The organism is Alistipes sp. AM16-43 (genome assembly GCF_003435745.1).
Classification (GTDB): domain Bacteria; phylum Bacteroidota; class Bacteroidia; order Bacteroidales; family Rikenellaceae; genus Alistipes; species Alistipes onderdonkii.
On sequence record NZ_QTUQ01000001.1, the window covers coordinates 266,766 to 288,700 of the forward strand.

Here is a 21,935-nt window from a genome sequence, read left to right on the forward strand (position 1 = left end):
TGAAACGTAAGATGCGATTTGACGAACTCGATTTGGAGGATGAGATCCTCGACGGACTCGACGATATGAATTTCCAGGAGATGACTCCTGTTCAGGAACACACCATCCCGGTGATCCTGGAGGGCCGCGACATCATCGGTTGCGCCCAGACCGGAACCGGCAAGACGGCGGCCTACACGCTGCCGCTGCTCAACAGGCTGTTGATCGAAGGCAACGAAGACAATGTGATAAAGTCGGTGATCATCGTGCCGACGCGCGAGCTGGCGCAGCAGATCGACCAGCAGTTCCAGGGATTTTCGTACTACCTGCCCGTGTCGACCACGGTCGTATACGGTGGTGGCGACGGCAAGGGCTGGGATGTGCAGAAGCGCGGTATGCTGATGGGTTCGGACGTGGTGATCGCTACCCCCGGGCGCATGATCTCGCACATCCAGAACAGCGGCATCGACCTTTCGCACGTCGAATGCCTGATCCTCGACGAGGCCGACCGTATGCTCGACATGGGTTTCAGCGAGGACATCATGAAGATCGTCTCCTATATGCCCAAGGATCGGCAGACGATCATGTTCTCGGCGACGCTGCCCCCGAAGATACGCGAGATGGCCAGGACGATCCTGCGCAATCCCGCCGAGGTGAACATCGCCATTTCGAAACCCAACGAGGCGATCGACCAGTCGGCCTATGTCTGCTACGAGAACCAGAAGCTGGGCATCATCCGCGAGATGTTTGCCGAGCCGACCGATTCGAAGACGATCATCTTCTCGTCGTCGAAGCTCAAGGTCAAGGAGCTGGCGCACACGCTCAAGCGCATGAAACTCAATGTGGCCGCCATGCACTCCGACCTGGAACAGGCGCAGCGCGAGGAGGTGATGCTCGACTTCAAGAACAACAAGGTGTCGATCCTGGTGGCTACGGACATCGTGGCACGCGGCATCGACATCGAGGATATCGGGCTGGTCATCAATTACGACGTGCCGCACGACCCTGAGGATTACATCCACCGTATCGGCCGTACGGCGCGCGCCGCGGCTACGGGCAGCGCCGTGACGTTCGTCAGCGAGGACGAGCAGGGCAAGTTCCACGCGATCGAGAAGTTCATCGAGAAAGATATCCGCAAGGCCGAATTGCCGGCCAGCGTGGGCGCGGGCCCCGTATACAATCCCGCCGTCAATAACGGCCGTGGGCGCGGTGGCCGTGGCGGAGGCCGTGGCCGCGGCGGTTCGAACGGCGGAAGCCGTGGGCGCGGACGCGCAGACAAGGGCGAACGCGCAGGGCGCGAACGCCGCAACGACCGGGAACGGGGTACGGCGGCTGCCGAAAATCCCGGGATCGCAGTCCCTCAGGCGGCACCTGCCGATAACGACCACGCCTCCGGGCGCGGCGAAGGCAATCGTGGGACGCGTGACCGCAAACATCGCCATCGCGGGGGCAGGAACCGTCGCCGCGGCGATAAGCCTCAGGGCGGCGAAACCCCGCAGCCGGGCGGTAGCGTGCCCCGGGAGTAGCCCGTGTGGGCTACACAGGGAAAGACGGCATGCTGGTTGACGGGCTGAAGGTTTCCCTAACCGGCAGCAGCCGTAAATATCCCTGCATGGGTAAAATGCAAGGCCGGGCTTTCTGAAAGCCCGGCCTTGCCGTTATTGTCCGGCAGTTTTTCCGCCTGCCGTTTTCAGACATCGGCCTGCCGTGGCCGGCGGTGGGGTGCGAATCGGTTTGCCGGAGCGGGCTGCGCGGATTGCCTGCGAGGAATCCCGCCGATCATTTACGCGGATCCCACGAAGGATGCGCCGGGTCTTCGGCCCTGAGGGCCTCTTCGAGCGAGATGCCCAGCGCCTCGGCCACTCCCTTGCCATATGCCGGGTCGGCATAGTAGCAGTGGCGCGTGTGGCGCTGTTTGATGAACAGCTCGGCATCGCCCATGGCGCGCGCCGTATTTTCGCAGGTGGCTTTCCGGTCTTCTGCCGACATCACGCGCCACAGCAGGCCGGGCTGCGTGAAATAGTCGCTGTCCAGTTCGCGCTCGTCGTAGTTGTAAACGTCGCCGTTCACGGCCAGGGGCGGCTCTTTGAGGGCGGGGTTGTCCTGCCATTCGCCGTAGCTGTTGGGTTCGTAACCCTTTGCCGATCCGTAGTTGCCGTCGGTGCGCATTTGCCCGTCGCGGTGGAAGGCGTGGAACGGGCAGCGGGGCCTATTCACGGGGATTTCCGTGTGGTTCACGCCCAGGCGGTAGCGCTGTGCGTCGCCGTAGGAGAACAGGCGCCCCTGCAACATCTTGTCGGGCGAGAAGCCGATGCCTTCGACGATGTTCATCGGGTTGAACGCCGCCTGCTCGACATCGGCATAGTAATTCTCGGGATTGCGGTTCAATTCCAGCACGCCCACCTCGTGCAGCGGGAAATCCTTGTGGTACCACACCTTCGTCAGGTCGAACGGGTTGAGCTTGTAGTTGCGCGCCTCTTCCTCGGTCATTAGCTGCACGTACATCGTCCAGCGCGGGAAATCGCCGCGTTCGATGGACTCGTAGAGATCTCTCTGGTGCGACTCGCGGTCTTTGCCCACAAGGGCTTCGGCTTCGGCGTCCGTCAGGTTTTTGATGCCTTGCTGGGTCGTGAGGTGGAACTTCACCCACGTGCGCTTGTTGTCCTTGTCATAGAAACTGTATGTGTGGCTTCCGAATCCATGCATGTGGCGGTACGATGCCGGAATGCCCCGCGGTGACATGGTGATCGTCACCTGGTGCAGCGCTTCGGGCAGCAGCGTCCAGAAATCCCAGTTGTTGTTGGCCGAACGCAGGTTGGTGCGCGGGTCGCGCTTCACGGCATGGTTCAGGTCGGGGAATTTCAGCGGGTCGCGCAGGAAGAATACGGGGGTGTTGTTGCCCACGAGATCCCAGTTGCCCGCATCGGTGTAGAACTTCATGGCGAAGCCGCGGATGTCGCGCTCGGCATCGGCAGCGCCGCGCTCGCCGGCGACGGTCGAGAAGCGCACGAAGCATTCGGTTTTCTTGCCGACCCGGGCGAAGATCGACGCACGCGTATATTGGGTGATGTCCTGCGTCACCGTGAAGGTGCCGAATGCGCCCGAGCCTTTGGCGTGCATGCGCCGCTCGGGGATTACTTCGCGGTCGAAATGCGCGAGTTTCTCGAGGAACCACGGGTCTTGCAGCGTCACGGGGCCGCGGACGCCTGCGGTCTGGATGTTCTGGTTGTCGGCGATCGGCCGGCCGTTCTCTGCGGTAAGCTGTTTCTTTTTGTCCATGGGGTTTTCTGATTATGCGGTTTGGAATTTTTTATAAATATAAGTTATGTTTGACGGATTTGCAAATCGGTAATTCTGATGATGGTATAACCTGAAGTTATACAGGTCGAAAACCGTGCCCCGACTGCCTCCGAAGGCGGATGCGATTTTTCGGCCCGAAATGCGGGTATTTTTATTTTTGTGCATTATCTTTGAGATACCGCTTGCGATTGTTTCCCCGAACCTAAACCTTCGAACCATGGATCTGACATTCAGCACGCCCCTGAAAGGCAACCTCGTCCTGTGCAGCGACTACCGCGATGCCGCGCTGCATCGCAGCCCCGGGCTCTATAAATTCGTCTGGGTAAGGCGTGGATGCCTTTGGCTCGAAGTCGACCATATTCCCATGGAGCTCCGGGCTGGGATGCTGCTGCCCCTGACGCCGCTCCATACCCTCGACGTGACGCGCGCCGAGGGCGAATACCTGATCCTTGCTTTCGACAGCAATTTCTACTGCATCTTCGGCCATGACGGCGAGGTGTCGTGCAGCGGGCTGCTTTTCAACGGCAGTTCCGAAGTGCTGCGGCTCGAACTCTCCGAAGTGCGCACGGCCGCCCTGCAACGGGTGGTGGACGATCTGCGGGCCGAATATGGGGTGGTCGACGGCCTGCGCGAAGAGATGCTCCGCATGCAGCTCAAGCGGTTCATCATTATATGTACGCGTGTTGCGCGCGAGCACTTCTCCGTCGGTGCCGACCGTGAAAAACTCTTCGACACGGTGCGCCGCTACTATGTGCTGGTCGACAAGCATTTCCGGACGAAAAAACGGGTGCAGGACTATGCCGGGCTGCTCCACCGGTCGCCCAAGACGCTCGCAAACCTTTTCGCCTCGTGCGGACAGCCCTCGCCGCTGAACATTATCCACGACCGGGTCAATGCCGAGGCGCGCCGCCTGCTGCTCTATACTACGAAAAGCGCCAAGGAGATTGCCTACCTGCTGGGCTATGAGGATACCGCGGCTTTCAGCCGTTTCTTCGCCAAAATGAACGGCGAGAGCATCACCGAGTTCCGGCAGCGCGAAAAACGGGAATAATTTCCAACATTTCCGGCATTCCTGCCATCGTATGTCTGATCCGGAATCCAGACCTTTGCATCATCGGACAATTAACGAAAAACGAATATGATGCAAAGACTTTCCTGCCTGTTTTACGGCTTTCTGAAAATTGCGGCCAATGCGCAACGGCTCGGCCTGGGGATGATCCGGGTGGCTATCCTTATCATTTTTGTCTGGATCGGTGGACTTAAATTCCGGAATTACGAAGCCGAAGGCATCGTGCCCTTCGTGGCGAACAGCCCCTTCATGAGTTTCTTTTACAACGAAAAAGCACCCGAGTACAGGGATTATAAACTCAAGGAGGGCGAATACGACGCTGAAAAACATGCGTGGCACGAGCAGAACAACACCTATGGCTTTTCCCACGGGTTGGGGTTGCTGATCATGGGGATCGGCATCCTGACCTTCCTCGGGTTCTTCTCGGCCCGCATCGGCCTGGCGGGGGAGGTGCTGGCAGTGATTATGACCCTCGGAACACTGTCGTTCCTGGTGACTACGCCCGAAGTCTGGGTGCCGGATCTGGGCAGCGGGGAATTCGGGTTTCCGTTGCTTTCGGGCGCCGGGCGGCTGGTGATAAAGGATACTGCGATCCTTGCCGGTGCCGTGGTGCTGCTCTCCGATACGGCGCGTAAGCTATTGGCGCGACGGCGGGAGGCGTAACGGAGTGTAAAAAGGGACGACACTGCATGTCGTCCCTTTTTGTTTTGTGCGAATGGCAGGAGCGAGGCCGGATTCCTCCGGTGACGAGACCGGGCGATGCCGTAGCCCATCCTTATTTCTGCCGGAAGTAGATTTGCATCGGCATCCCGGTTTGTAAAAGTCCCCCTTTGCCAAAGGGGGATTTAGGGGGAATGTCGAGGCCGGATTTCTCTGGTGACGAGACCGGGCGATGCCGCAGCCCATCCTTATTTCTGCCGGAAGTAGATCTGCATCGGTACACCGGAGAAATCCCAGTGGTCGCGGATGTTGTTTTCGAGGAAGCGGCGGTAAGGCTCCTTGATGTACTGCGGCAGATTGACGAAGAACGCGAACTGCGGCGTCGGCGTCGGCAACTGGGTTACATATTTGATCTTGATGTATTTGCCTTTGGTCACGGGGGGCGGGTAATTTTCGATCAGCGGCAGCAGGAAATCGTTGAGCGCCGAGGTCGAGATGCGGCGTTTGCGCGACTCGTAGACCCGGATAGCCGTCTGGAGTACGTCGAAAATGCGTTGTTTGCTCAAAACCGAGGTGAAGATGATCGGAATATCGTTGAACGGTGCGAGTTTCTTCTTCAGGAACTCCGTCCACTCCTTCATCGTATTGTTGTCCTTCTCGACCAGATCCCATTTGTTGACCACGATCACGCAACCCTTGCGGTTGCGGACGATCAGGTTGTGGATGTTGAGGTCTTGCGATTCGAGCCCCTGCTGTGCGTCGAGCATCAGGATGCAGACGTCGGAATTTTCGATGGCGCGGATCGAACGCATCACCGAGTAAAATTCGAGGTCTTCCATCGCCTTGCCCTTCTTGCGCATACCCGCCGTGTCCACGAGGTAGAAGTCCATCCCGAATTTGTTGTAGCGGGTGTGGATCGAGTCGCGCGTGGTGCCGGCGATCGAGGTCACGATATTGCGCTCCTCGCCCAGCAGGGCGTTGGTCATCGACGATTTGCCGACGTTCGGACGCCCCACGATGGTGATGTGCGGCAGGTTCTCCTCCTCTTCGGCCACGGCCTCGGCGGGCAGCGCCGCGAGGATGGCATCCATCAGGTCGCCCGTGCCGCTGCCGCTCATCGAACTGATGCAGTAGGGATCGCCCAGCCCCAGGGCATAGAACTCGTGCGAAGAGTATATCTGGTCGTTGTTGTCGACCTTGTTGCAGACGAGGATCACCTTTTTCGATGTGCGGCGCAGGAGATCGGCCATCAGCATGTCGAGGTCGGTGATGCCGGTCTTGACTTCGACCAGGAAGAGGATCACGTCGGCTTCGTCGATCGCCAGCAATACCTGGCGGCGGATTTCGTCCTCGAAGATATCTTCCGAATTGACGGTGTAGCCGCCCGTGTCTATCACGGAAAATTCCCGGCCGTTCCAGTCGGTCTTACCGTAATGGCGGTCGCGGGTGGTTCCGGCCGTGGCATCGACGATGGCCTTTCGCTGGCCTACCAGACGGTTGAAGAGGGTGCTTTTGCCGACATTCGGACGGCCCACGATTGCTACGAGACTCATACTTTATTTCTTTTTCCGCTGCAAAGATAAGAATAAAAAATGAGAGATTGAGCAGATGAGCGCAGGAAGGTTGTAAATAAGGGGTTTAGAGGAAAACGTATTGCAAAGACAAAGCCAGGCGAAACCGCCAAAAAGCCAAATGAAACCGGAGTTACGTTACTATCCCGTTACTCTTTTCAAAACGGCGGCGGAGATTTTGGGAGGCTTTCAAAACGCTGAATTACAAGCCTGATTCGGAGGATTGCGACTGCAAATGTAGTAGGATTTTCGGATTATGGGCAGCACACCTCGAAAAAAGTCGGTTTCCGAATGCTATTACACTGATTCGCTGTGTTTTTGCGTATCGATAAACAGCTCTGCAAGAAATATTTTTGCCGCCAAAGAAACGGCGGCGACCTCCTCCTTGCAGGGCATAGTATGCAAGCATATTCTGCTCCATCTGTGATCGGAGGTTGAACCCTAAAAAATTGTAGAGTTATGAGATCGACATTTAAAGTTTTATTCTATCTGAAACGCAACGCCACGAAAAAGAACGGGCTTGCTTCGGTGATGTGCCGGATTACGGTAAACGGTAAAATCGCACAGTGCAGTTGCAAGCTGGACGTGGAGGAGAAATCATGGAGCGTGGAGTTCGGCCGCGGGCCGGTCGCAGCGTGGTGGCGCAGGAGGACAACCGGATGCTGGATAAAATCCGTGTGGGTATCAATCAGGCCTACCGGAAGATCGCCGACCGGGATAACTATGTAACCGCCGAGAAAGTGCGTAACGCCTATCTGGGATTGGGTATGAACCATGAAACGCTGCTGGCGGTATTCCGGCAGCATAACGAAGATTACGAAAAGCAGGTGGGCAAGCTCAAAAGCCTGCGCAGCTATTGGAAATACTGCACCGTGTATAACCACCTCACGGAGTTTGCCGGAAATCAGTCCGGCGGGCTATGCGATCAATCCGGCCCGCGACCTGCCGCCGCGGCATGCGGGGCAGCCGCCTGCGTCATGGCCGGATGGATTCTTCCGGTTCATTTTCAAAAGAGAATTTCATCGAATATCCGATCCAGTAGCTTGTGCCAGAGGGGCTTTCTTTTTTTTTCAGATAATGTATCGTCTGATCGTCGAACCAGTAAACGCCCTCTATCATGGTCGGGCAGACTCCTCTAAGATGTGAAACCCATTTATCACCCTGCTTTACCTCCAAATAAATCTCCGTTCCTGCTTCGACGTCAAATGTTCCAAAGCGATAGCAACCCGACGGAGAATAGACAAAAGTAGAGGGATTGACGAAGATCTCTTCCAAAGTTTCCAAATCATACGCAAAGGCATAGCCATGCCCGCCCGTGGTCATCACATAGTTCAGTTCAGGACAATATTCGTAAGCCACAACATCGTCCGTAACAAAATCGTCAGGTGTCCGATACTGACCGAATTTACCCGAATTCATAAGCCGCTCGCTTTTCATCAGCACTTCGGTGAATTTGTCCTCGGCCTGCTTCCCGTAGTAAACTTTATACGGAGATTTTTTGACCTTTCCGTAATCGTAAACCCCTATATCCAGCGCCTTCTTCGTTATGCGCAGGCACTTTGTTCTCTGCGCGTGCAGCGCAGAGAAAAGCAAAGACAGCAACACACTCAATAAGACCGCAGTTCTTTTCATTCCGTTGTTTTTTTCAACATGAATTCCCGTTCCTCTTTCCCGCGCAGATAATATACCTCGATAACGTCTGGATACCGGAGCGTCACCACATACTCCCCGTCGGCAACGCCCTGACGCATTTCGTTATAGAACAGGCGGCGTGTATCGGGACCGCCGCCGCTGCCTGGCTCTACGGTTTGAGAATGATTCAGATACAGGGGTATCCGCTCCTTCTGATCTTTATACTGAACAAAACCGCCTGCCATATCTTCATCGTAAATCGCAAGCCTCAGCCGGCAGGTATCTTTCGATCCGACGGATTCCAATTCCACATCGATATAGCTGTCGGGATAGCAATCCTCTTCTTCGAAGACCGGATATCCATCTTCGTCCTCCAAATACGTGCCCTTTTCTTCTACCTCTACCCAGGTCAGGCAGTGCTGTTCGATAAGCACCGCCCGGTTATCCACCAGTTTGTAGATTTGCTCCATCTTTCTACTTCCGGCGCAGCAATAGTTCGTCGAAGTGATCGTTTTGGAAACGTCGTTAAATTCCAGGTTGGTTCCGCCGATATTACTCAGGAAAAAAGTGCCGGTTCCGGGATCGAACAGAAAATAAACACTCGATGTATTCCCACTCGCATATACCCCTTCCAACATGGAAAAATCGTCGTAGCCGTCGAAATTGTAGTCATCGACACAAAGCATGTCTCCCACACCCCCTTCTTCGTCTGCTGCCAGGTCGATTTCCTGCAGGAGCCGGCGCGTGGTTTTATCGAGCACCTGAACACATATCCATCGATTGTAGTAATCGACTGTATCCTTGGATGTTACCAGTTGCAGTATGCGGGAATCGATTTGTGCTTCATCAATAATTTTGTTTTGCCACCCGCCGCTATCGAACTCTTCGGGAGTACGAAACTCCGTGAAGCGCGGCATCGCGGAATTCTCCTGCGCCTGCAGTCCGGGCAGGAACAGGGAAATCAACAGGCTCAATAGAAGTGCTGTTTTTTTCATAGGATCGTTATTTTACGATAATCTCCATTTCACCGTAGAGACGGCCTCCTTCCGTGTAGGAATCGGGGCATGTATACAATACCGTATTATTGTCCGTCCACGACCAGTCCGTACCGTAGTACCAGCACAGAATCACATGTTGTACACGTTCGAAATTTAAACCGTCGCCGTCGTCCGTCCACGACCAGAGCATCTTATCGGTATAAAACAAATCGCCGATATGCTCGTACCGTCTCTTTTCCTTGTTCCATTTCTCTAAAAAATAGCTGTAGCCCTCTCTCGCTATACAGTCGGGACCATCGGCATTGATCCGCAATTGTTTGTCGGGCGAAACGGACCACTCATCGGGACTTATATTTCCGTTCCACTCTTCCGAATTGGTGTTGAAGTCGACCTTACTGTAACCGCCGTCAGAATCGAAACACAATATCCTGAGCTCCGGATAGTAGGCGTAAAAGACGAATTCCAAATCCAAGTACTCCTTGTGCTCCTTGGTTCCGTCGTCGAAAGTGATTTCAAACTCGTTGACAATACGGCCCCCATAATCTTTGGGGATAACCTTCAGTCTCCGGCCGAGGATTTTCTGCACTTTGGCAAGATCCTCGATTTTCCGGTAAGGTTTATGCCGCAAGTGTTCAGCCGCCTGTTTCCGGGTTTCATATTCCTCTTTGGAGATCGATCTTATCCGGATGCTGAGGCTGTCGTTGATCCGTATTTCCAGCGGTTCGGATATTGTTTGATCGTAATCGGCATACGCCGCGCCGCGCAACACGGCGGGCGTGACGAGGCACAACAGTGCCGCGACGGATAAAATGGAGCGTAAGAACATGTTTGCATGTTTAGTGTTTATATGCCCAATATATGGATTTTTTCGGACAAACAGCAAACATTTTCCAACTTTTTGAACACAAATCAGAGCTGCAGGAAACGAAAATGGGAGGTCAGGCGGCGGCAAAAGCCTTTTTTCATCATATGCCCAGCCCGAGGCCCCGGATCCATTTGTCGACGGCGTCTTTCGAATTGCGCACCGCACCGCCGCGGACAGGAAGCCCGCCGGCAACGACGGACGCCGGGGAGAGAGGCGCCCCGAAGCGGTCTATGTAGTTCTGTGTCGCCGCCTCGGCCATCACGGCTTTGAGGGTCTCGGCGATCTGGAGCTTCACGGCGGCCGTCTCCATCTCGTACTGTTCCGTTGAGATCATCTCCTTGACGCGGGCCATCACGCGGGGCTGGAGCAGCAGGCTGCGGGCCTGTGCCGAATCCCGCATCGATGCGGTGCCGCCGAAGATCTTACGGTAGCATTTGAGGATCTGCCCTGCGAACTCCATTCCTCCGTGGACATAGAGGTCGCAGAAAGCCTCCTCCTGTGCGGTCAGTTCCATATTCTGTTGTGTATCTTCGTTCATGGTGTCTCTTTGGGAAGAATAGGCGTTTGTACGGCCGGTTGTTGAGCAAGCGATACTTTCTGCGCCAACAGTTGCTCCATCAGCTCCGCGCCGTCGTAGTTCATTGCACCGTAGGTCATGCGCTCGTCCGTGCGGAAGGTCACATTCTTTGCCTGTTCATTACTATACATCGGTTCAGATTTTAAAATGGGTGCGTGTTTTCTCCGCCTGCCGTGTGTCGGCGGCACCGTTCGCATAATTCCCGCATCCGGCGGCGGATGAACTCCCGCTTTTCGCTGTGCGACATGCCCCTCATAGCCTCGTGCAGGCGGCGGTGCTCCCGGCGCGACATGTGCGGACGGCCGAAACCTCCGCGGCCGAAGTATCCGAAATGCCCGAAGAGCAGCCGCAGCAGTACCAGCAGGCCCAGCGATTGCCCGTGGTTGATGGCTTTCCAGCCCACGATCTCGGGAATCAGCGCATTCCACAGCCACATGGTCACGGCGACGCCCAGGGCGAGCGGAACCACGCCTCTCTGGGCGTATCCTGCAATTTTTAGTTTTTCTTTCATGCTATTGGTTTAAGTAAAATCGCATTGTTCGGGCATCGCCGTTCGCACCGTCCGCATTCCGTGCAGCGCGAAGCGTCTGCGACGTTGACGAAGCGGCATGTGCCGTTGTCGACCAGCTTGAGGATCCCGCTGTCGCAGACTTCGGTGCAGTAACCGCATCCGGAGCAGTCGAAGGTGTAAAGTACGGTCTTTCGTTTTTGTGCTGTCATTGCCGCTGCGTTCTACTTATGCAGAGGATCCGGCAGCCCGGATATTTTAAATCCTGCGTAAAGTTTGCGAATTTTCCGGAGTGTTCGGGGAAAGTGCATAGAAAGCAGCGGCCCGCAAGGAGTGCTGCATACGTTTTCCGGGAATGTGTATGCCTCCGATCCGGTTTGCGGAAAAAGCGTAAAATAATGACGAATAATAACTAATTGATCCGAATGGATAACAACCGGAGGTAATTTTTAATTTATCTTTATATGCCGGGACAGTGTCCCCGGAAAACCCGTAAAAAAAATCTTTACCCCGACCTAAAATGAAAATGAAACTCCTCTTCTTCTTTGTGACCGCGGCAGTCTATCCGTTGTTGGTAGGAGCCGTTGCGCTGATTGTCCGGCTTATAAATTTCAGTGCCGGAACTGACCCGGCCGGTGCGGGCATGGCCAGGGGTTTTACGTTTATCTACTCAAGCATCTTCGTATGCATCGTCTGGTTCATTCTCTCTATCGTCCTGGCACAGGTATACTTCCGTGCGTGGTGGATCGGCCTTCTTGCGCCGGTAACGGTAGCCATAATCTTGCAGGCGATCTTTTTCGGCCAGAACTACATCCGGGATCATGTGCCCCATTCCTACACGGAATACGATGCGGACGGTAATGTTTGCGAAACCGGGAAAAAACTCAGGTTCCGAAGGCACGGTAAGATTACTGAATACCGTTCCGACGGCACGGTCTGGTCTGTCGAAACTTACCGGCATGGGGAACCGGACGGCCCTTGCGAGTTCTTCTACCCTGATGGCAAGATGATGGCCAAAGGCCGTGAAAAAGGCCACGACCGGAAACTGACGGGGATTCCCGACGGTACGTGGAGCTACTACCGCCAAGACGGCAGGCTGGACGACAGGCGGATCTACGAAAAGGGCGAACTGCTCAGCTCCGAAAAATACCTCTACTATTGCGACTCCGCCGGGCTTATCTGCACGATCGCGGATCGCAGGCCCTTTACGGGCAAACTCGAAAAGACCGGAATTGTAAGAAAGGCCTTTTTCCCGAATCTCTTTACGACACAGGTCAAAGAAGGGGTATGCGACGGCGGGTATTGCGAATATTACACCATAGACGGCAGACTGACCGTTGCCAAGACTGCGACTTACATCGACGGAAAGCTCGACGGCGCCGTGAAAACATATCACCCCAACGGACAGCTGAGAAGCGAGGGTTTCTATGCCGGAGGAGAGACCCAAGGCCGATATACGACCTACCATGCCGATTCGACGGCGTTCCGGCCGCATGGAAATATCGAATATTGCTGCGACTATCTCGACGACGAACGCTATGGTACGGCCCGTTGGTACGATGAGGACGGGAGACTCAGAATGGAGGAGGAGTATGTCGAAGGCAAACTCGAAGGCGCTGTAAAACGCTATGACAGCCACGGAAAACTCCTTTCGGTGTATACCTATCGTGATGACAGAAAAGAAGGACCCTATGAAACGCATGACAGCGACGGATGGTATTACAAGGGGCGCTACAAGAACGACAAGCTGGTTTACCGTGAAACGTATCGTTCCGACGGCTCGCTGAGTTCCACCTCCGAATGGACAGACGACGGCGGATTTATCGAAAATAATTACGATAAAAACGGGGAACTCATCAAATGATATTTATTGCCCTCCCTGGTTAAGGTGCATAAAAAAGCAGCAGTCCCATCGAGGCGCAGGGAAGATTTTTCGCCAAACCGCAAGACGCGACCTTGTACGTGAAGACCTCGTAAACATCTTTGCACCTGCAACGTAACGACGCCACAATACGATGGGAAGACAGTAAAACCGGAGGTAAACGAATTGTTAGGCAGATTCGAGACGGTAAGAATAGTGCCTGCGCTATTCGCAATATAAAGGGCGGAGCCCCCCCCGAAAAAGAAAAACTCTCCGCTTCGCAAGAAGCGGAGAGCCTTTATACGGTTATGCCATTGTTGGAGAAAAGACTGGAGAACGGATTATAATGTACGGATATCTTTTGCCATATCCGATTTTGATTTATATTTGCATAGAGTTGTTTGACGAGATGCAAGCGCAGCGGTTCAGCGCAGTTGCATTGTTGCTAAATCGTTACCAACTACTTTCTTTCTCTCTACTCAACGCTGTCATTCAGGCAGATATGCAAAAGTTTCTTATCCGCTGCAAAGATAATACAACGAGGACGCAAAACCAAACCTGTCCGGGTTTTTCCGGGGGCGTCCGTCGCCCGTAAAGGTAGTATAAAATCCGGAAACGGGAAACTCCCCGCACCGGTGGCCCGGGCGTACGTTACAGATAGCGGTTGTCCGTATCGCCCGCCTGTACGGGATAGATCAGCACGAAACTGTGCCCGGCGAAGAACTGCTCCATATACCCCGGCACCTTGCTCATGGCGGGGTGGTAGGAGAGCCGGTCGCGGCGGCTCATCACCACCCACAGGCAATCGTCGCGTTTGGTTTCATAGGTCAGCGCTGTCAGGTCGTCCCAGCAGTCGGAAACCACGTATTCGGCTTTCGACGAGCGTTTTCCGCGCGAAGGCCGCAGGTATTGCATCGTGCTGGCCGGGGCGTAGAAGACGATCCTGGCACTCGAATTCTCGGCCAGGTTGCGTAATTTCTGCATCCAGAGCTGGAACCCGGCCTCTTTCTCGGCTTTCTCGGGTACGATGACCAGGTGCCGCTTGACGGTGGTGAGCGGTTGTTCGGGATGGTAGAAGAACGTGGTGACGTTGCTGTAGCCCAGCAGGTCGGCGGCCATCCTGCCGATGCCCGACCCGCCGGGCGTACGGTCGTGGTGCATACCCATCACGATGTCGGAGATATTGCGCTCCTTGACCACGCTGACGATGGCGTTGGCGATGTTCACGTCGTAGCGGAGCAGTTGTTGCATGTAGTTGTCGGCCGATGCCGCCGCCTGCGCCGCCATGTCGAGCAGTTTGCGCCCCTGTTTTTCGAGGTTGGGGTCTTCGACCTTGTTGTCGATGGCGTTCAGCGCATACAGCCCGTTCCGCTCCTTGGCCTTTTTGAGCGTCATGCTCAGGCAGACCAGTTCGTAGGCGGTCTGCTCGTTGGCGAGCGGGATCAGGATATGGTCTTCCTCCTGCGGCTCCTTGTCGTCGTCCTGCGCATTGCGCATTGCGATGTTGTGTGCCCCCCGTTGCGTGGCGAAGGTCGAGACGGTGCAGGTGGCGAGGATCATCAGGATCGTGCCGTTCAGGACGCTTTCGCTCAGCAGGCGGATCGGTTCGCCGTCCGCCGTGTGCCCGAGTATGACGTTGTAGCCGACCATGACGGCCGCGAGCGTCGCCGCCACATGGGCGCTGCTCAGCCCGAAGATCACCGTACGCTGGTCGTTCGAGAGCCGGAAGGTCTTTTGCGTGAAATAGGCCGCGAGGAATTTCGCGAGCGTAATCAGGGCGATCATCACCAGCGCCACTTCGATGCTCTCCCAGTCGCGGAAGAACGCCCGGTAGTCGATGAGCATGCCCACGCCGATCAGAAAGAAGGGGATGAAGATGGCGTTTCCCACGAATTCGATCCTGTTCATCAGGGGCGAGGTGCGGGGGATCTGGCGGTTGAGGGCCAGTCCCGAGAGGAAGGCGCCGATGATCGGCTCCAGCCCGGCCATGTGGGCGAGGTAGGCTCCCAGGAATACCATCGCCAGCACGAAGATATACTGCGATACGCTGTCGCTGCAATGTTTGAAGAACCAGTGCGCCAGCAGCGGGAACAGGAACAGGATGATGCCGATCGAGAGCAGTACCGAGGCGCTGAGCCTCCACCAGAATGTTTCGTCGACATTGCCCGTGGCCATCCCGACGATGACCGTGAGCAGCAGCAGGGCGAGCGTGTCGGTGATGACCGTGCCGCCGACCGCGATCGTGACGGCCTTGTCGCGCGAGATGCCGAGTTTGCTGACGATGGGGTAGGCGATGAGGGTTTGCGAGGCGAAGAGCCCGGCCAGCAGGATCGAGGAGTAAATCGGGAAGCCCAGGATGTAATACCCGGCCAGGATGCCGAGCCCGAGCGGCACGCAGAAGGTGTAGAGCCCGAAGATGAGGCTGCGCCAGCTGTTTTTCTTGAAATCGGACATGTCCATGTCCAGCCCCGACAGGAACATGATGTACAGGAGGCCGGCCGTTCCCGAGAGGATGATGCTGCTATCGCGCAGAACCAGGTTCAGGCCGTGGGGGCCGATCACCGCACCTGCGATGATGAGCCCCAGCAAATAGGGGATTTTGAGTTTGTTCAGTAACAACGGTGCCGCCAGAATGATGACCAGGATCAGCAGGAATTTCAGGATCGGGTCTTCGAGCGGCAACGTTATGGGGAATGCGGTCATTAACATTGTCGGATCTGTTTAGTCTGAGGACAAAGATAAGAAAAAACAGATAATACGCAAGTCGCCGGCGACGTTTGTATCGTAAAAAAATCCAGCAGGGATTCCGTGGCGTACGGGGAGGCGGTGCCGTGCCGATTCGGGCGTGCAAGTTGCAGTAAGGGGTGAAAAAAACGGGTCGATGTTTCGCGTTTCGCCAAAAAAACGTAACTTTGAAAAATCGTATGGATAAAAAATCGTCGCCGATGCGTGTCGACAAAGTAGATAAACGTGTTCTCGGGCCCGTGCTTATGGGCTTCTTTATCATGGGGTTCTGCGATATCGTGGCTCCGATCTCGGGGCGTATCGCCACCGAATTTCCCGCATCGCAGCAGGCGGCCGTGAGTTTCCTGCCCACGATGGTGTTCCTTTGGTTCCTCGTCCTGTCGACCCCCTTGGCGGCACTGATGAACCGCATCGGCCGCAAGGCCATGTCGATGATCGGCTATGCCTTCACGATCGCCGGCTTGCTGGTGCCCTTCCTCGCAGGCGAGGGCTGCGCACTGGGCTGGTACTTCGCCGGCTTCGGGCTGCTCGGCATCGGCAATACGGCGCTCCAGGTGGCGGTCAACCCCCTGCTGGCGACCATCGTGCCGGGCGAGCGGATGACGAGCTACCTGACCGTGGGACAGATTTTCCGCAACACCTCGCTGCTGTTGCTGGCGCCCATCGTCACGGCGCTCGTGGCGCTCACGGGTTCATGGCGCTTGCTGTTGCCGATCTATGCAGGGCTCACCGTGCTGGGCGGCATCTGGCTGCAATTTACCACCGTGGCCGAACCCGAACGCAGCGGGCATGCGGCGGGGATGTCCGATTGTTTCCGGCTGCTGAGGAACAGGGCCGTCCTGTTGTGTACGCTGGGTGTGGCGTGTTTCATCGCCGGGGACGTCGGGATCGGGTTCCTCTCGGTACGGCTGATCGACAACCCCGATTCGATCCTCACCACTACGGGTTTCTATGCCTGCCGCATCGTCGGTACGCTGGTCGGAGCCTGGGTGCTGGTGCGCCTTTCGGACGTGAAATACCTGAGCTGGAATATGGCCGGGGCGCTGGTGCTCTGCGTGGTGCTGCTTTTCGTACGCAACGAGGCTGCGATTTATGCGGCCGTCGGGCTGATGGGCTTCGCCATGGCCTGCGTCTTCGCCACCTTCTATGCCGTGGCGACCAAAGCCGTACCCGAACAGGCCAACGGGGTCGCGGGGCTGATGATTATGGCGATTGCCGCCGGGGCCGTCTCGGGGCCCGTATGCGGGGCGATCATCCGCTGGACGGGGAACCCCCACCTGGGGATGCTGTTCGTCGCCCTCTGCGTGGGTTATATGCTCTGGGCAAGTATCAAGTTGAAAATCAAATAAACAGTTGTTCAATGATTCGTAAAATTGTAATAACCCTGCTGTTGGGGGCCTGCGTATGGTCGGCCTTAGCGCAGCGCCCCCGCACGCGGGTCGAGTGGGGGGTGATCGGCGGTATCAACGTCCCCGATTATACGACCAACATGTCGAAGACCGATGTCAAGAATAAACTGGGCTGGCAGGCCGGTATCGTCACGGCGGTAAATCTGGGCGCCTTCGCCATCGAGCCGCAGATCCTGTATGTGCGCCAGGGGCTCCGCATCAAACCCGAAGGGGCGAAGGAGATCAACCTCAAGTCGAATTCGATCGACGTCCCGGTGCTCGTGTCGCTGCGCCTGCTCAGGCCGTTCCGTTTCTATGCGGGCCCGGTGTTCACCGTGATGAACGACTGTAAACAGAAGTCGGGCGGCGACCTGCTGGATTTTGGCCGCGTACGTCCCACGATGTCCTATACGGTGGGTGCGGGCGTCAAATTGCTGGGTCACATGCTCATCGACCTCCGCTACAACGGCCAGTTCAAAGGCAAGGAGGACGTGGTGCTGCCCGACGGCAGCCGCCTCGACAAGCTCCGTTCGTATAACGTCGCCCTGAGCGTCGGTTACCTGTTTTAGCCTATGACCGAAGCTGTCGGAAAAGAGATCGCCATCGAGGGTGTCGACCCCCGGGAGCTCTACGGCCCCCGGAATGTCTACCTCGACCAGATCAAGGCGCTCCATCCCCAACTCAGGATCGTAGCGCGCGGTTCGTCGCTCAAAGTGCTGGGCTCGGAGGCCGAAACCCAACGGTTCGGCCGGCATATGGAGGGGTTGGTGGCCTATTACCTCAAATACGGGCATATCTCGTCCGAAGTCATCGGCCAGGCTTTCGCCGGTGATATCGCCGGACAGGAAGCCCCGGCTGACAAGGACGTCATCGTTTACGGCAACAACGGCAATATCATTCGCGCGCGTACGGTCAACCAGCAAAAGCTGGTGAAACTTTACGACAAAAACGACCTGTTGTTCGCCGTGGGCCCCGCCGGGTCGGGCAAGACCTATACGGCCATCGCGCTGGCCGTGCGCGCGTTGAAGGAGAAGGAGGTGCGGCGTATCATCCTCACGCGCCCGGCGGTCGAGGCGGGCGAGAAGCTCGGGTTCCTGCCGGGCGACTTGAAGGAGAAGCTCGACCCCTACCTGCAACCCCTCTACGATGCGCTGAACGACATGATCCCGCCGGCCAAGCTGGCGAAATACCTCGAAGAGGGGACGGTACAGATCGCGCCGCTGGCCTACATGCGCGGCCGTACGCTCGACAATGCGTTCGTCATCCTCGACGAGGCGCAGAATACGACCCTGTCGCAGATCAAGATGTTCCTCACGCGCATGGGGCGCAACGCCAGGTTCATCGTCACGGGCGACGTGACGCAGATCGACCTGCCGAAGAAAAGCGACAGCGGGCTGACCCGCTCAATGGAGATCCTGCGCGGTGTCGGGGGGATCGGCATCGTGGAGTTCGACAAACGCGACATCGTGCGCCACCAACTGGTCAAATACATCGTCGACGCATTCGACAAATATGCCGGGGATACCCGGAGAGAACCCGAACAATCAAACCTAAAAACCGAATAGTTATGGACAAGAACCTGTCTGCGCTCAAGCCCGCGCTCGTCTGGAAACATTTTGCTCAGATCGTCCGCATCCCGCGCCCCTCGTCGCACGAGGAGAAGATCCGCAAGTACGTCATGGATTTCGCCAAGTCCCGGGGACTGGAATGCAAGGAGGACGCTGCGCACAACGTCTATGTCCGCAAGCCCGCCTCGAAAGGGATGGAAGACCGCAAGGGCGTCATCCTGCAGGCGCACCTCGACATGGTGCCCCAGAAGAACAACGATAAGAAGTTCGACTTCACAAAAGACCCCATCGACGCCTACGTCGACGGCGAGTGGGTCACGGCCGACGGCACGACGCTCGGGGCCGACAACGGCATCGGCGCCGCGGCGATCCTTGCCGTGCTGGAGGACGATACACTGGTGCACGGCCCCCTCGAGGCCTTGTTTACCGCAACCGAGGAGACCGGCATGGACGGTGCCTTCGGGCTGAAAAAGGGCCTGCTCCGCGGCGATATCCTGCTGAACCTCGATTCGGAGACCGAAGGCGAGCTGTATGTGGGCTGTGCCGGCGGGCTCGATGCCAACGTCACCTTCAAATATACGGCGGAGAAGACGCCCGCACGGAATTATACCGCTGCGAAGATCACGGTCAAGGGGCTCAAGGGCGGCCACTCGGGCATCCAGATCGGATGCCAGCGTGCCAATGCCAACAAGGTGCTGTTCCGCTTCCTGAACGCCGCTTCGGCGTCGTGCGACGTGTTGCTGTGTTCGGTGGACGGCGGTGGCCTGCGTAATGCCATCCCTCGCGAGGCCGAGGCTGTGGTGATGGTCAAAACGAAAGAGTACGAGGCATTCGCCAAGGAGCTGAAGGTGTATGAGAAGGTTGTCAGGGCCGAATACGCGGGCATCGAGGATGCCGTGTCGGTCAAGATCAGGGAGTGCGAAGCCCCTGCGGAGATGGTTGCCCGCGAGGTGGCTGAGAAACTTACGAAGGCAGTGGTCGGCTGCCCCGACGGCGTGCAGAAGATGTCGATGGCCATGCCGGGGCTGGTGCAGACTTCGAGCAACCTCGCACGCGTGGTGTCCGACGGAAAGACGGTCAAATTGCAATGCCTGCTGCGCAGTTCGGTCAACACCGAAAAGGCCGCGCTGGGCGAGGCCATTGCCGCCGTGTTCTCACTGGCCGGCGCCAAGGTGCAGCTTTCGGGCAGCTACGACGGATGGAACCCCGACATGGATTCGCCGATCCTGAAGGCCATGACCGCTTCGTACAAAGCCCTTTACGGCAAGCAGCCCGCCGTGACGGCGATTCACGCCGGGCTGGAGTGCGGCATCATCGGCAGCAAATACCCCAAGATGGACATGATCTCGTTCGGCCCCACGATCTGCTACCCGCACTCGCCCGACGAGAAGGTGGAGATCGCATCGGTCGGCAAGTTCTACGAGTTCATGGTCGACACGCTGCGCAACATCCCCAAAAAGTAGCGTGTTTTGGAAGCCGGAAAGGTCAAATGGTTCGTCATCGTCAATCCCGTGGCCGGAGGCGGCCGCGGGCTTGACCATTTCCCGCAGATATCGCGCTACCTGCGCGATGCGCAGATACTCTGCGAACCGGTCTTCACCGAACATAAGTTCCACGCCACGGAACTTACCGTGACGGCCGTCAATGAGGGGTATCGGCATATCATCGTCGTCGGGGGCGACGGCACCCTGCACGAGGTGGTCAACGGCCTGTTCATCCAGCAGAAGGTCTGCCCCGACGAGGTGCTGCTTGCGGTGGTCGCCGTCGGTACGGGCAACGACTGGGTGCGCACATTCGGCATTTCGAACCGCTACCAGGACGCCGTGAAGGCGATCAGCGAAGGGTATTCGTTCCTGCAGGACGTGGGCGTGGTCTCCTACGAGGAGTCGCACTACCGTCAGAGCCGCTACATGGCCAATGTCGCGGGTGCGGGCTTCGACGCCCATGTGGTGCGCAAGTTCTCGCACCTCAAGAAGAAGGGACGCAAGAACCGCTGGATCTACACGTGGTGTCTGGTAAAGCAGTTCTTCCGTTATAAATCTACCGGAATGAAGGTGTGGGTCGATGACCGGCTGGTCTACAATAACCTGCTGCTGAGCATCGCCATCGGTATCTGCAAGTACAACGGCGGCGGTATGCAGCAGCTTCCCGAGGCTGTGGCCGACGACGGCATGCTCGACGTGTCGCTCATCCGGCCGGTGCATTTCTGGCACCTGCTGTTCCGGTTCCACTACCTGTTCAACGGCGGTATCTACCGTATCCGGCATATCCTCCAGGAGCGCGGCAGCCGTATCCGCATCGAGTCGTCGCCCGAAATATCGGTCGAGGTGGACGGGGAGCTGCTGGGCGAAACGCCGCTCGAATTCTCGATCCTCCACAAGGCGATCCGGATCGTGGTGTCCAAGGAATTTTACGACAAACGCCCCGAGACGTCGTGTTCGTGCACGGTGCCGGAGGTGTAGCGCTTGTTACGCCGCCGGAGTGGCGGGGTAAAGATAACCGGGCGGGATTTTTTGAAAAATCCCGCCCGGTTGCGTTTGGTCGTGCGATGCGTCAGTTGACGCTCTCGATCACGTCGACTTCGGTAATCACCCATTCGAAAAGGTCGTTGGCGCACTGCCCCTGCAACTGGCGCAGCTGCGACATGTCGGTCGTATCGGCCAGGATGGCATTGAAGAATTGCGACATCGTGTTGTAGGTGGCGTTCACCTTCCCGGCGAAGCAGTTGTAAAAAGCCTTCTGCTGGTCGTGGTCGAGGCCTGCGGGGAGCACGCCCTGCGCTACGAGGTAGTTGTAGGGGAAGATATGCCGCATGTTGCGTGCGTCGGCGTTCAGTTCGTCCACGATGGTCGTGACGACCACCATGTCGACCGTGTCGGTTACGCCCGGCATCTCCACGAAGGTTGCGTAGACGGGATAGGTGCCTTCCAGCTCCCCGGCCACCTGGTCGGTGAAGAGTACGAACTCGGCGTCGGTCAGGTCGTCGAGGTAAACCATCTGGCGGTAGCTGCGCAGCGCTTCGCGCATGGCCTTGCGTTGTTCGTGGTTCCACTCCCGCTTTTGCGAGCAGCCTACGAAGCCTGCCGCGAACATCGAGAGCAGGGATACACAGAGGAGAATTTTTTTCATCGTTTCCTTGATTTTGGTTTTACTTATGGCAGGAACGCAATCCGTGTGCCAAAAATTTCATATCTTTACCCGAAAATCAGTTTGC

The 21,935-nt window shown here is 56.9% G+C and carries 20 protein-coding genes and 1 pseudogene; 10 read left to right on the forward strand and 11 right to left on the reverse strand.

From position 1 onward, the window contains the following. The first annotated feature begins 11 nt into the window (after nt 1-11). On the forward strand, nt 12-1,505 hold the full coding sequence (locus tag DW189_RS01080; RefSeq protein WP_117506572.1) for a DEAD/DEAH box helicase: 1,494 nt from the start codon (nt 12-14) through the stop codon (nt 1,503-1,505). 253 nt (nt 1,506-1,758) lie between these two features. On the opposite strand, the gene DW189_RS01085 is transcribed toward DW189_RS01080, so the two are convergent. Then, nucleotides 1,759-3,258, reverse strand: coding sequence for a catalase (locus tag DW189_RS01085; RefSeq protein ID WP_117506573.1), 1,500 nt, complete (start codon nt 3,256-3,258; stop codon nt 1,759-1,761). A 238-nt stretch (nt 3,259-3,496) separates the two neighbouring features. Between DW189_RS01085 and DW189_RS01090 the strand changes: the two genes are divergently transcribed. Together DW189_RS01090 and DW189_RS01095 are read left to right on the forward strand one after the other, a co-directional pair. Then, entirely contained in the window at nt 3,497-4,330 is an 834-nt protein-coding gene (locus tag DW189_RS01090) for a helix-turn-helix domain-containing protein (protein ID WP_117506574.1), read from the forward strand. 87 nt (nt 4,331-4,417) lie between these two features. Continuing rightward, nucleotides 4,418-5,011 carry a DUF417 family protein gene (locus tag DW189_RS01095; RefSeq protein WP_117506575.1) on the forward strand — a complete coding sequence of 198 codons (594 nt, stop codon included), beginning with the start codon at nt 4,418-4,420 and terminating at the stop codon, nt 5,009-5,011. Between the two features lie 245 nt (nt 5,012-5,256). Here DW189_RS01095 and der read toward each other — a convergent pair whose 3' ends face one another. Then, nucleotides 5,257-6,561, reverse strand: coding sequence for a ribosome biogenesis GTPase Der (gene der / locus DW189_RS01100; protein WP_117506576.1), 1,305 nt, complete (start codon nt 6,559-6,561; stop codon nt 5,257-5,259). Between the two features lie 477 nt (nt 6,562-7,038). Between der and DW189_RS01105 the strand changes: the two are divergent. Continuing rightward, nucleotides 7,039-7,475: pseudogene (locus tag DW189_RS01105) on the forward strand (Arm DNA-binding domain-containing protein); the annotation flags it as partial. 79 nt (nt 7,476-7,554) lie between these two features. Here DW189_RS01105 and DW189_RS14340 read toward each other — a convergent pair. From DW189_RS14340 to DW189_RS01135, 7 genes are all read right to left on the reverse strand, one after another. Then, a complete protein-coding gene (locus tag DW189_RS14340) occupies nt 7,555-8,211 on the reverse strand; it encodes a hypothetical protein (RefSeq protein ID WP_022332298.1) in 657 nt (218 codons plus the stop codon). Continuing rightward, complete coding sequence (locus DW189_RS01115; RefSeq protein ID WP_141417521.1) at nt 8,208-9,206, reverse strand: XAC2610-related protein; 999 nt, start codon at nt 9,204-9,206, stop codon at nt 8,208-8,210. The genes DW189_RS14340 and DW189_RS01115 overlap by 4 nt, the downstream gene beginning before the upstream one ends. A 7-nt stretch (nt 9,207-9,213) precedes the next feature. Further along, nucleotides 9,214-10,035 (reverse strand): hypothetical protein, encoded by an 822-nt coding sequence (locus DW189_RS01120; RefSeq protein WP_117506579.1) that lies wholly within the window; start codon nt 10,033-10,035, stop codon nt 9,214-9,216. Nucleotides 10,036-10,174: 139 nt separating this feature from the next. Then, nucleotides 10,175-10,588, reverse strand: coding sequence for a hypothetical protein (locus DW189_RS01125; RefSeq protein ID WP_147326486.1), 414 nt, complete (start codon nt 10,586-10,588; stop codon nt 10,175-10,177). 20 nt (nt 10,589-10,608) lie between these two features. Next, on the reverse strand, nt 10,609-10,782 hold the full coding sequence (locus DW189_RS14345) for a hypothetical protein (RefSeq protein WP_022332302.1): 174 nt from the start codon (nt 10,780-10,782) through the stop codon (nt 10,609-10,611). Between the two features lie 11 nt (nt 10,783-10,793). After that, complete coding sequence (locus DW189_RS01130; protein WP_022332303.1) at nt 10,794-11,162, reverse strand: hypothetical protein; 369 nt, start codon at nt 11,160-11,162, stop codon at nt 10,794-10,796. Then, nucleotides 11,159-11,371 carry a 4Fe-4S binding protein gene (locus DW189_RS01135; protein ID WP_117506581.1) on the reverse strand — a complete coding sequence of 71 codons (213 nt, stop codon included), beginning with the start codon at nt 11,369-11,371 and terminating at the stop codon, nt 11,159-11,161. Before DW189_RS01135 ends, DW189_RS01130 begins: the two co-directional genes overlap by 4 nt. Nucleotides 11,372-11,679: 308 nt before the next feature. Here DW189_RS01135 and DW189_RS01140 point away from each other — a divergent pair, with 308 nt between their 5' ends. Then, nucleotides 11,680-13,023: a toxin-antitoxin system YwqK family antitoxin gene (locus DW189_RS01140; protein ID WP_117506582.1), complete on the forward strand. Its 1,344-nt coding sequence runs from the start codon at nt 11,680-11,682 to the stop codon at nt 13,021-13,023. A gap of 648 nt (nt 13,024-13,671) precedes the next feature. Here DW189_RS01140 and DW189_RS01150 read toward each other — a convergent pair. Continuing rightward, nucleotides 13,672-15,729, reverse strand: coding sequence for a cation:proton antiporter (locus DW189_RS01150; protein WP_055211185.1), 2,058 nt, complete (start codon nt 15,727-15,729; stop codon nt 13,672-13,674). 215 nt (nt 15,730-15,944) lie between these two features. Here DW189_RS01150 and DW189_RS01155 point away from each other — a divergent pair, with 215 nt between their 5' ends. The 5 genes from DW189_RS01155 to DW189_RS01175 are packed head-to-tail and all read left to right on the forward strand — an operon-like array spanning nt 15,945 to nt 21,183. Then, nucleotides 15,945-17,114: an MFS transporter gene (locus DW189_RS01155; RefSeq protein ID WP_229107374.1), complete on the forward strand. Its 1,170-nt coding sequence runs from the start codon at nt 15,945-15,947 to the stop codon at nt 17,112-17,114. Nucleotides 17,115-17,125: 11 nt separating this feature from the next. Further along, a complete protein-coding gene (locus DW189_RS01160; RefSeq protein WP_117506584.1) occupies nt 17,126-17,722 on the forward strand; it encodes a porin family protein in 597 nt (198 codons plus the stop codon). Between the two features lie 3 nt (nt 17,723-17,725). Further along, complete coding sequence (locus DW189_RS01165) at nt 17,726-18,718, forward strand: PhoH family protein (protein WP_117506585.1); 993 nt, start codon at nt 17,726-17,728, stop codon at nt 18,716-18,718. A gap of 2 nt (nt 18,719-18,720) precedes the next feature. Further along, the gene (locus DW189_RS01170; protein WP_117506586.1) at nt 18,721-20,184 is read left to right on the forward strand and encodes an aminoacyl-histidine dipeptidase; all 1,464 of its coding nucleotides are present in this window, start codon (nt 18,721-18,723) and stop codon (nt 20,182-20,184) included. 6 nt (nt 20,185-20,190) lie between these two features. After that, nucleotides 20,191-21,183, forward strand: a complete 993-nt coding sequence (locus DW189_RS01175; protein ID WP_117506587.1) for a diacylglycerol/lipid kinase family protein — start codon at nt 20,191-20,193, stop codon at nt 21,181-21,183. 91 nt (nt 21,184-21,274) lie between these two features. Here the strand turns inward: DW189_RS01175 and DW189_RS01180 are convergent, their stop codons facing one another. Beyond that, entirely contained in the window at nt 21,275-21,850 is a 576-nt protein-coding gene (locus DW189_RS01180; RefSeq protein WP_117506588.1) for a hypothetical protein, read from the reverse strand. Nucleotides 21,851-21,935: the final 85 nt, after the last annotated feature.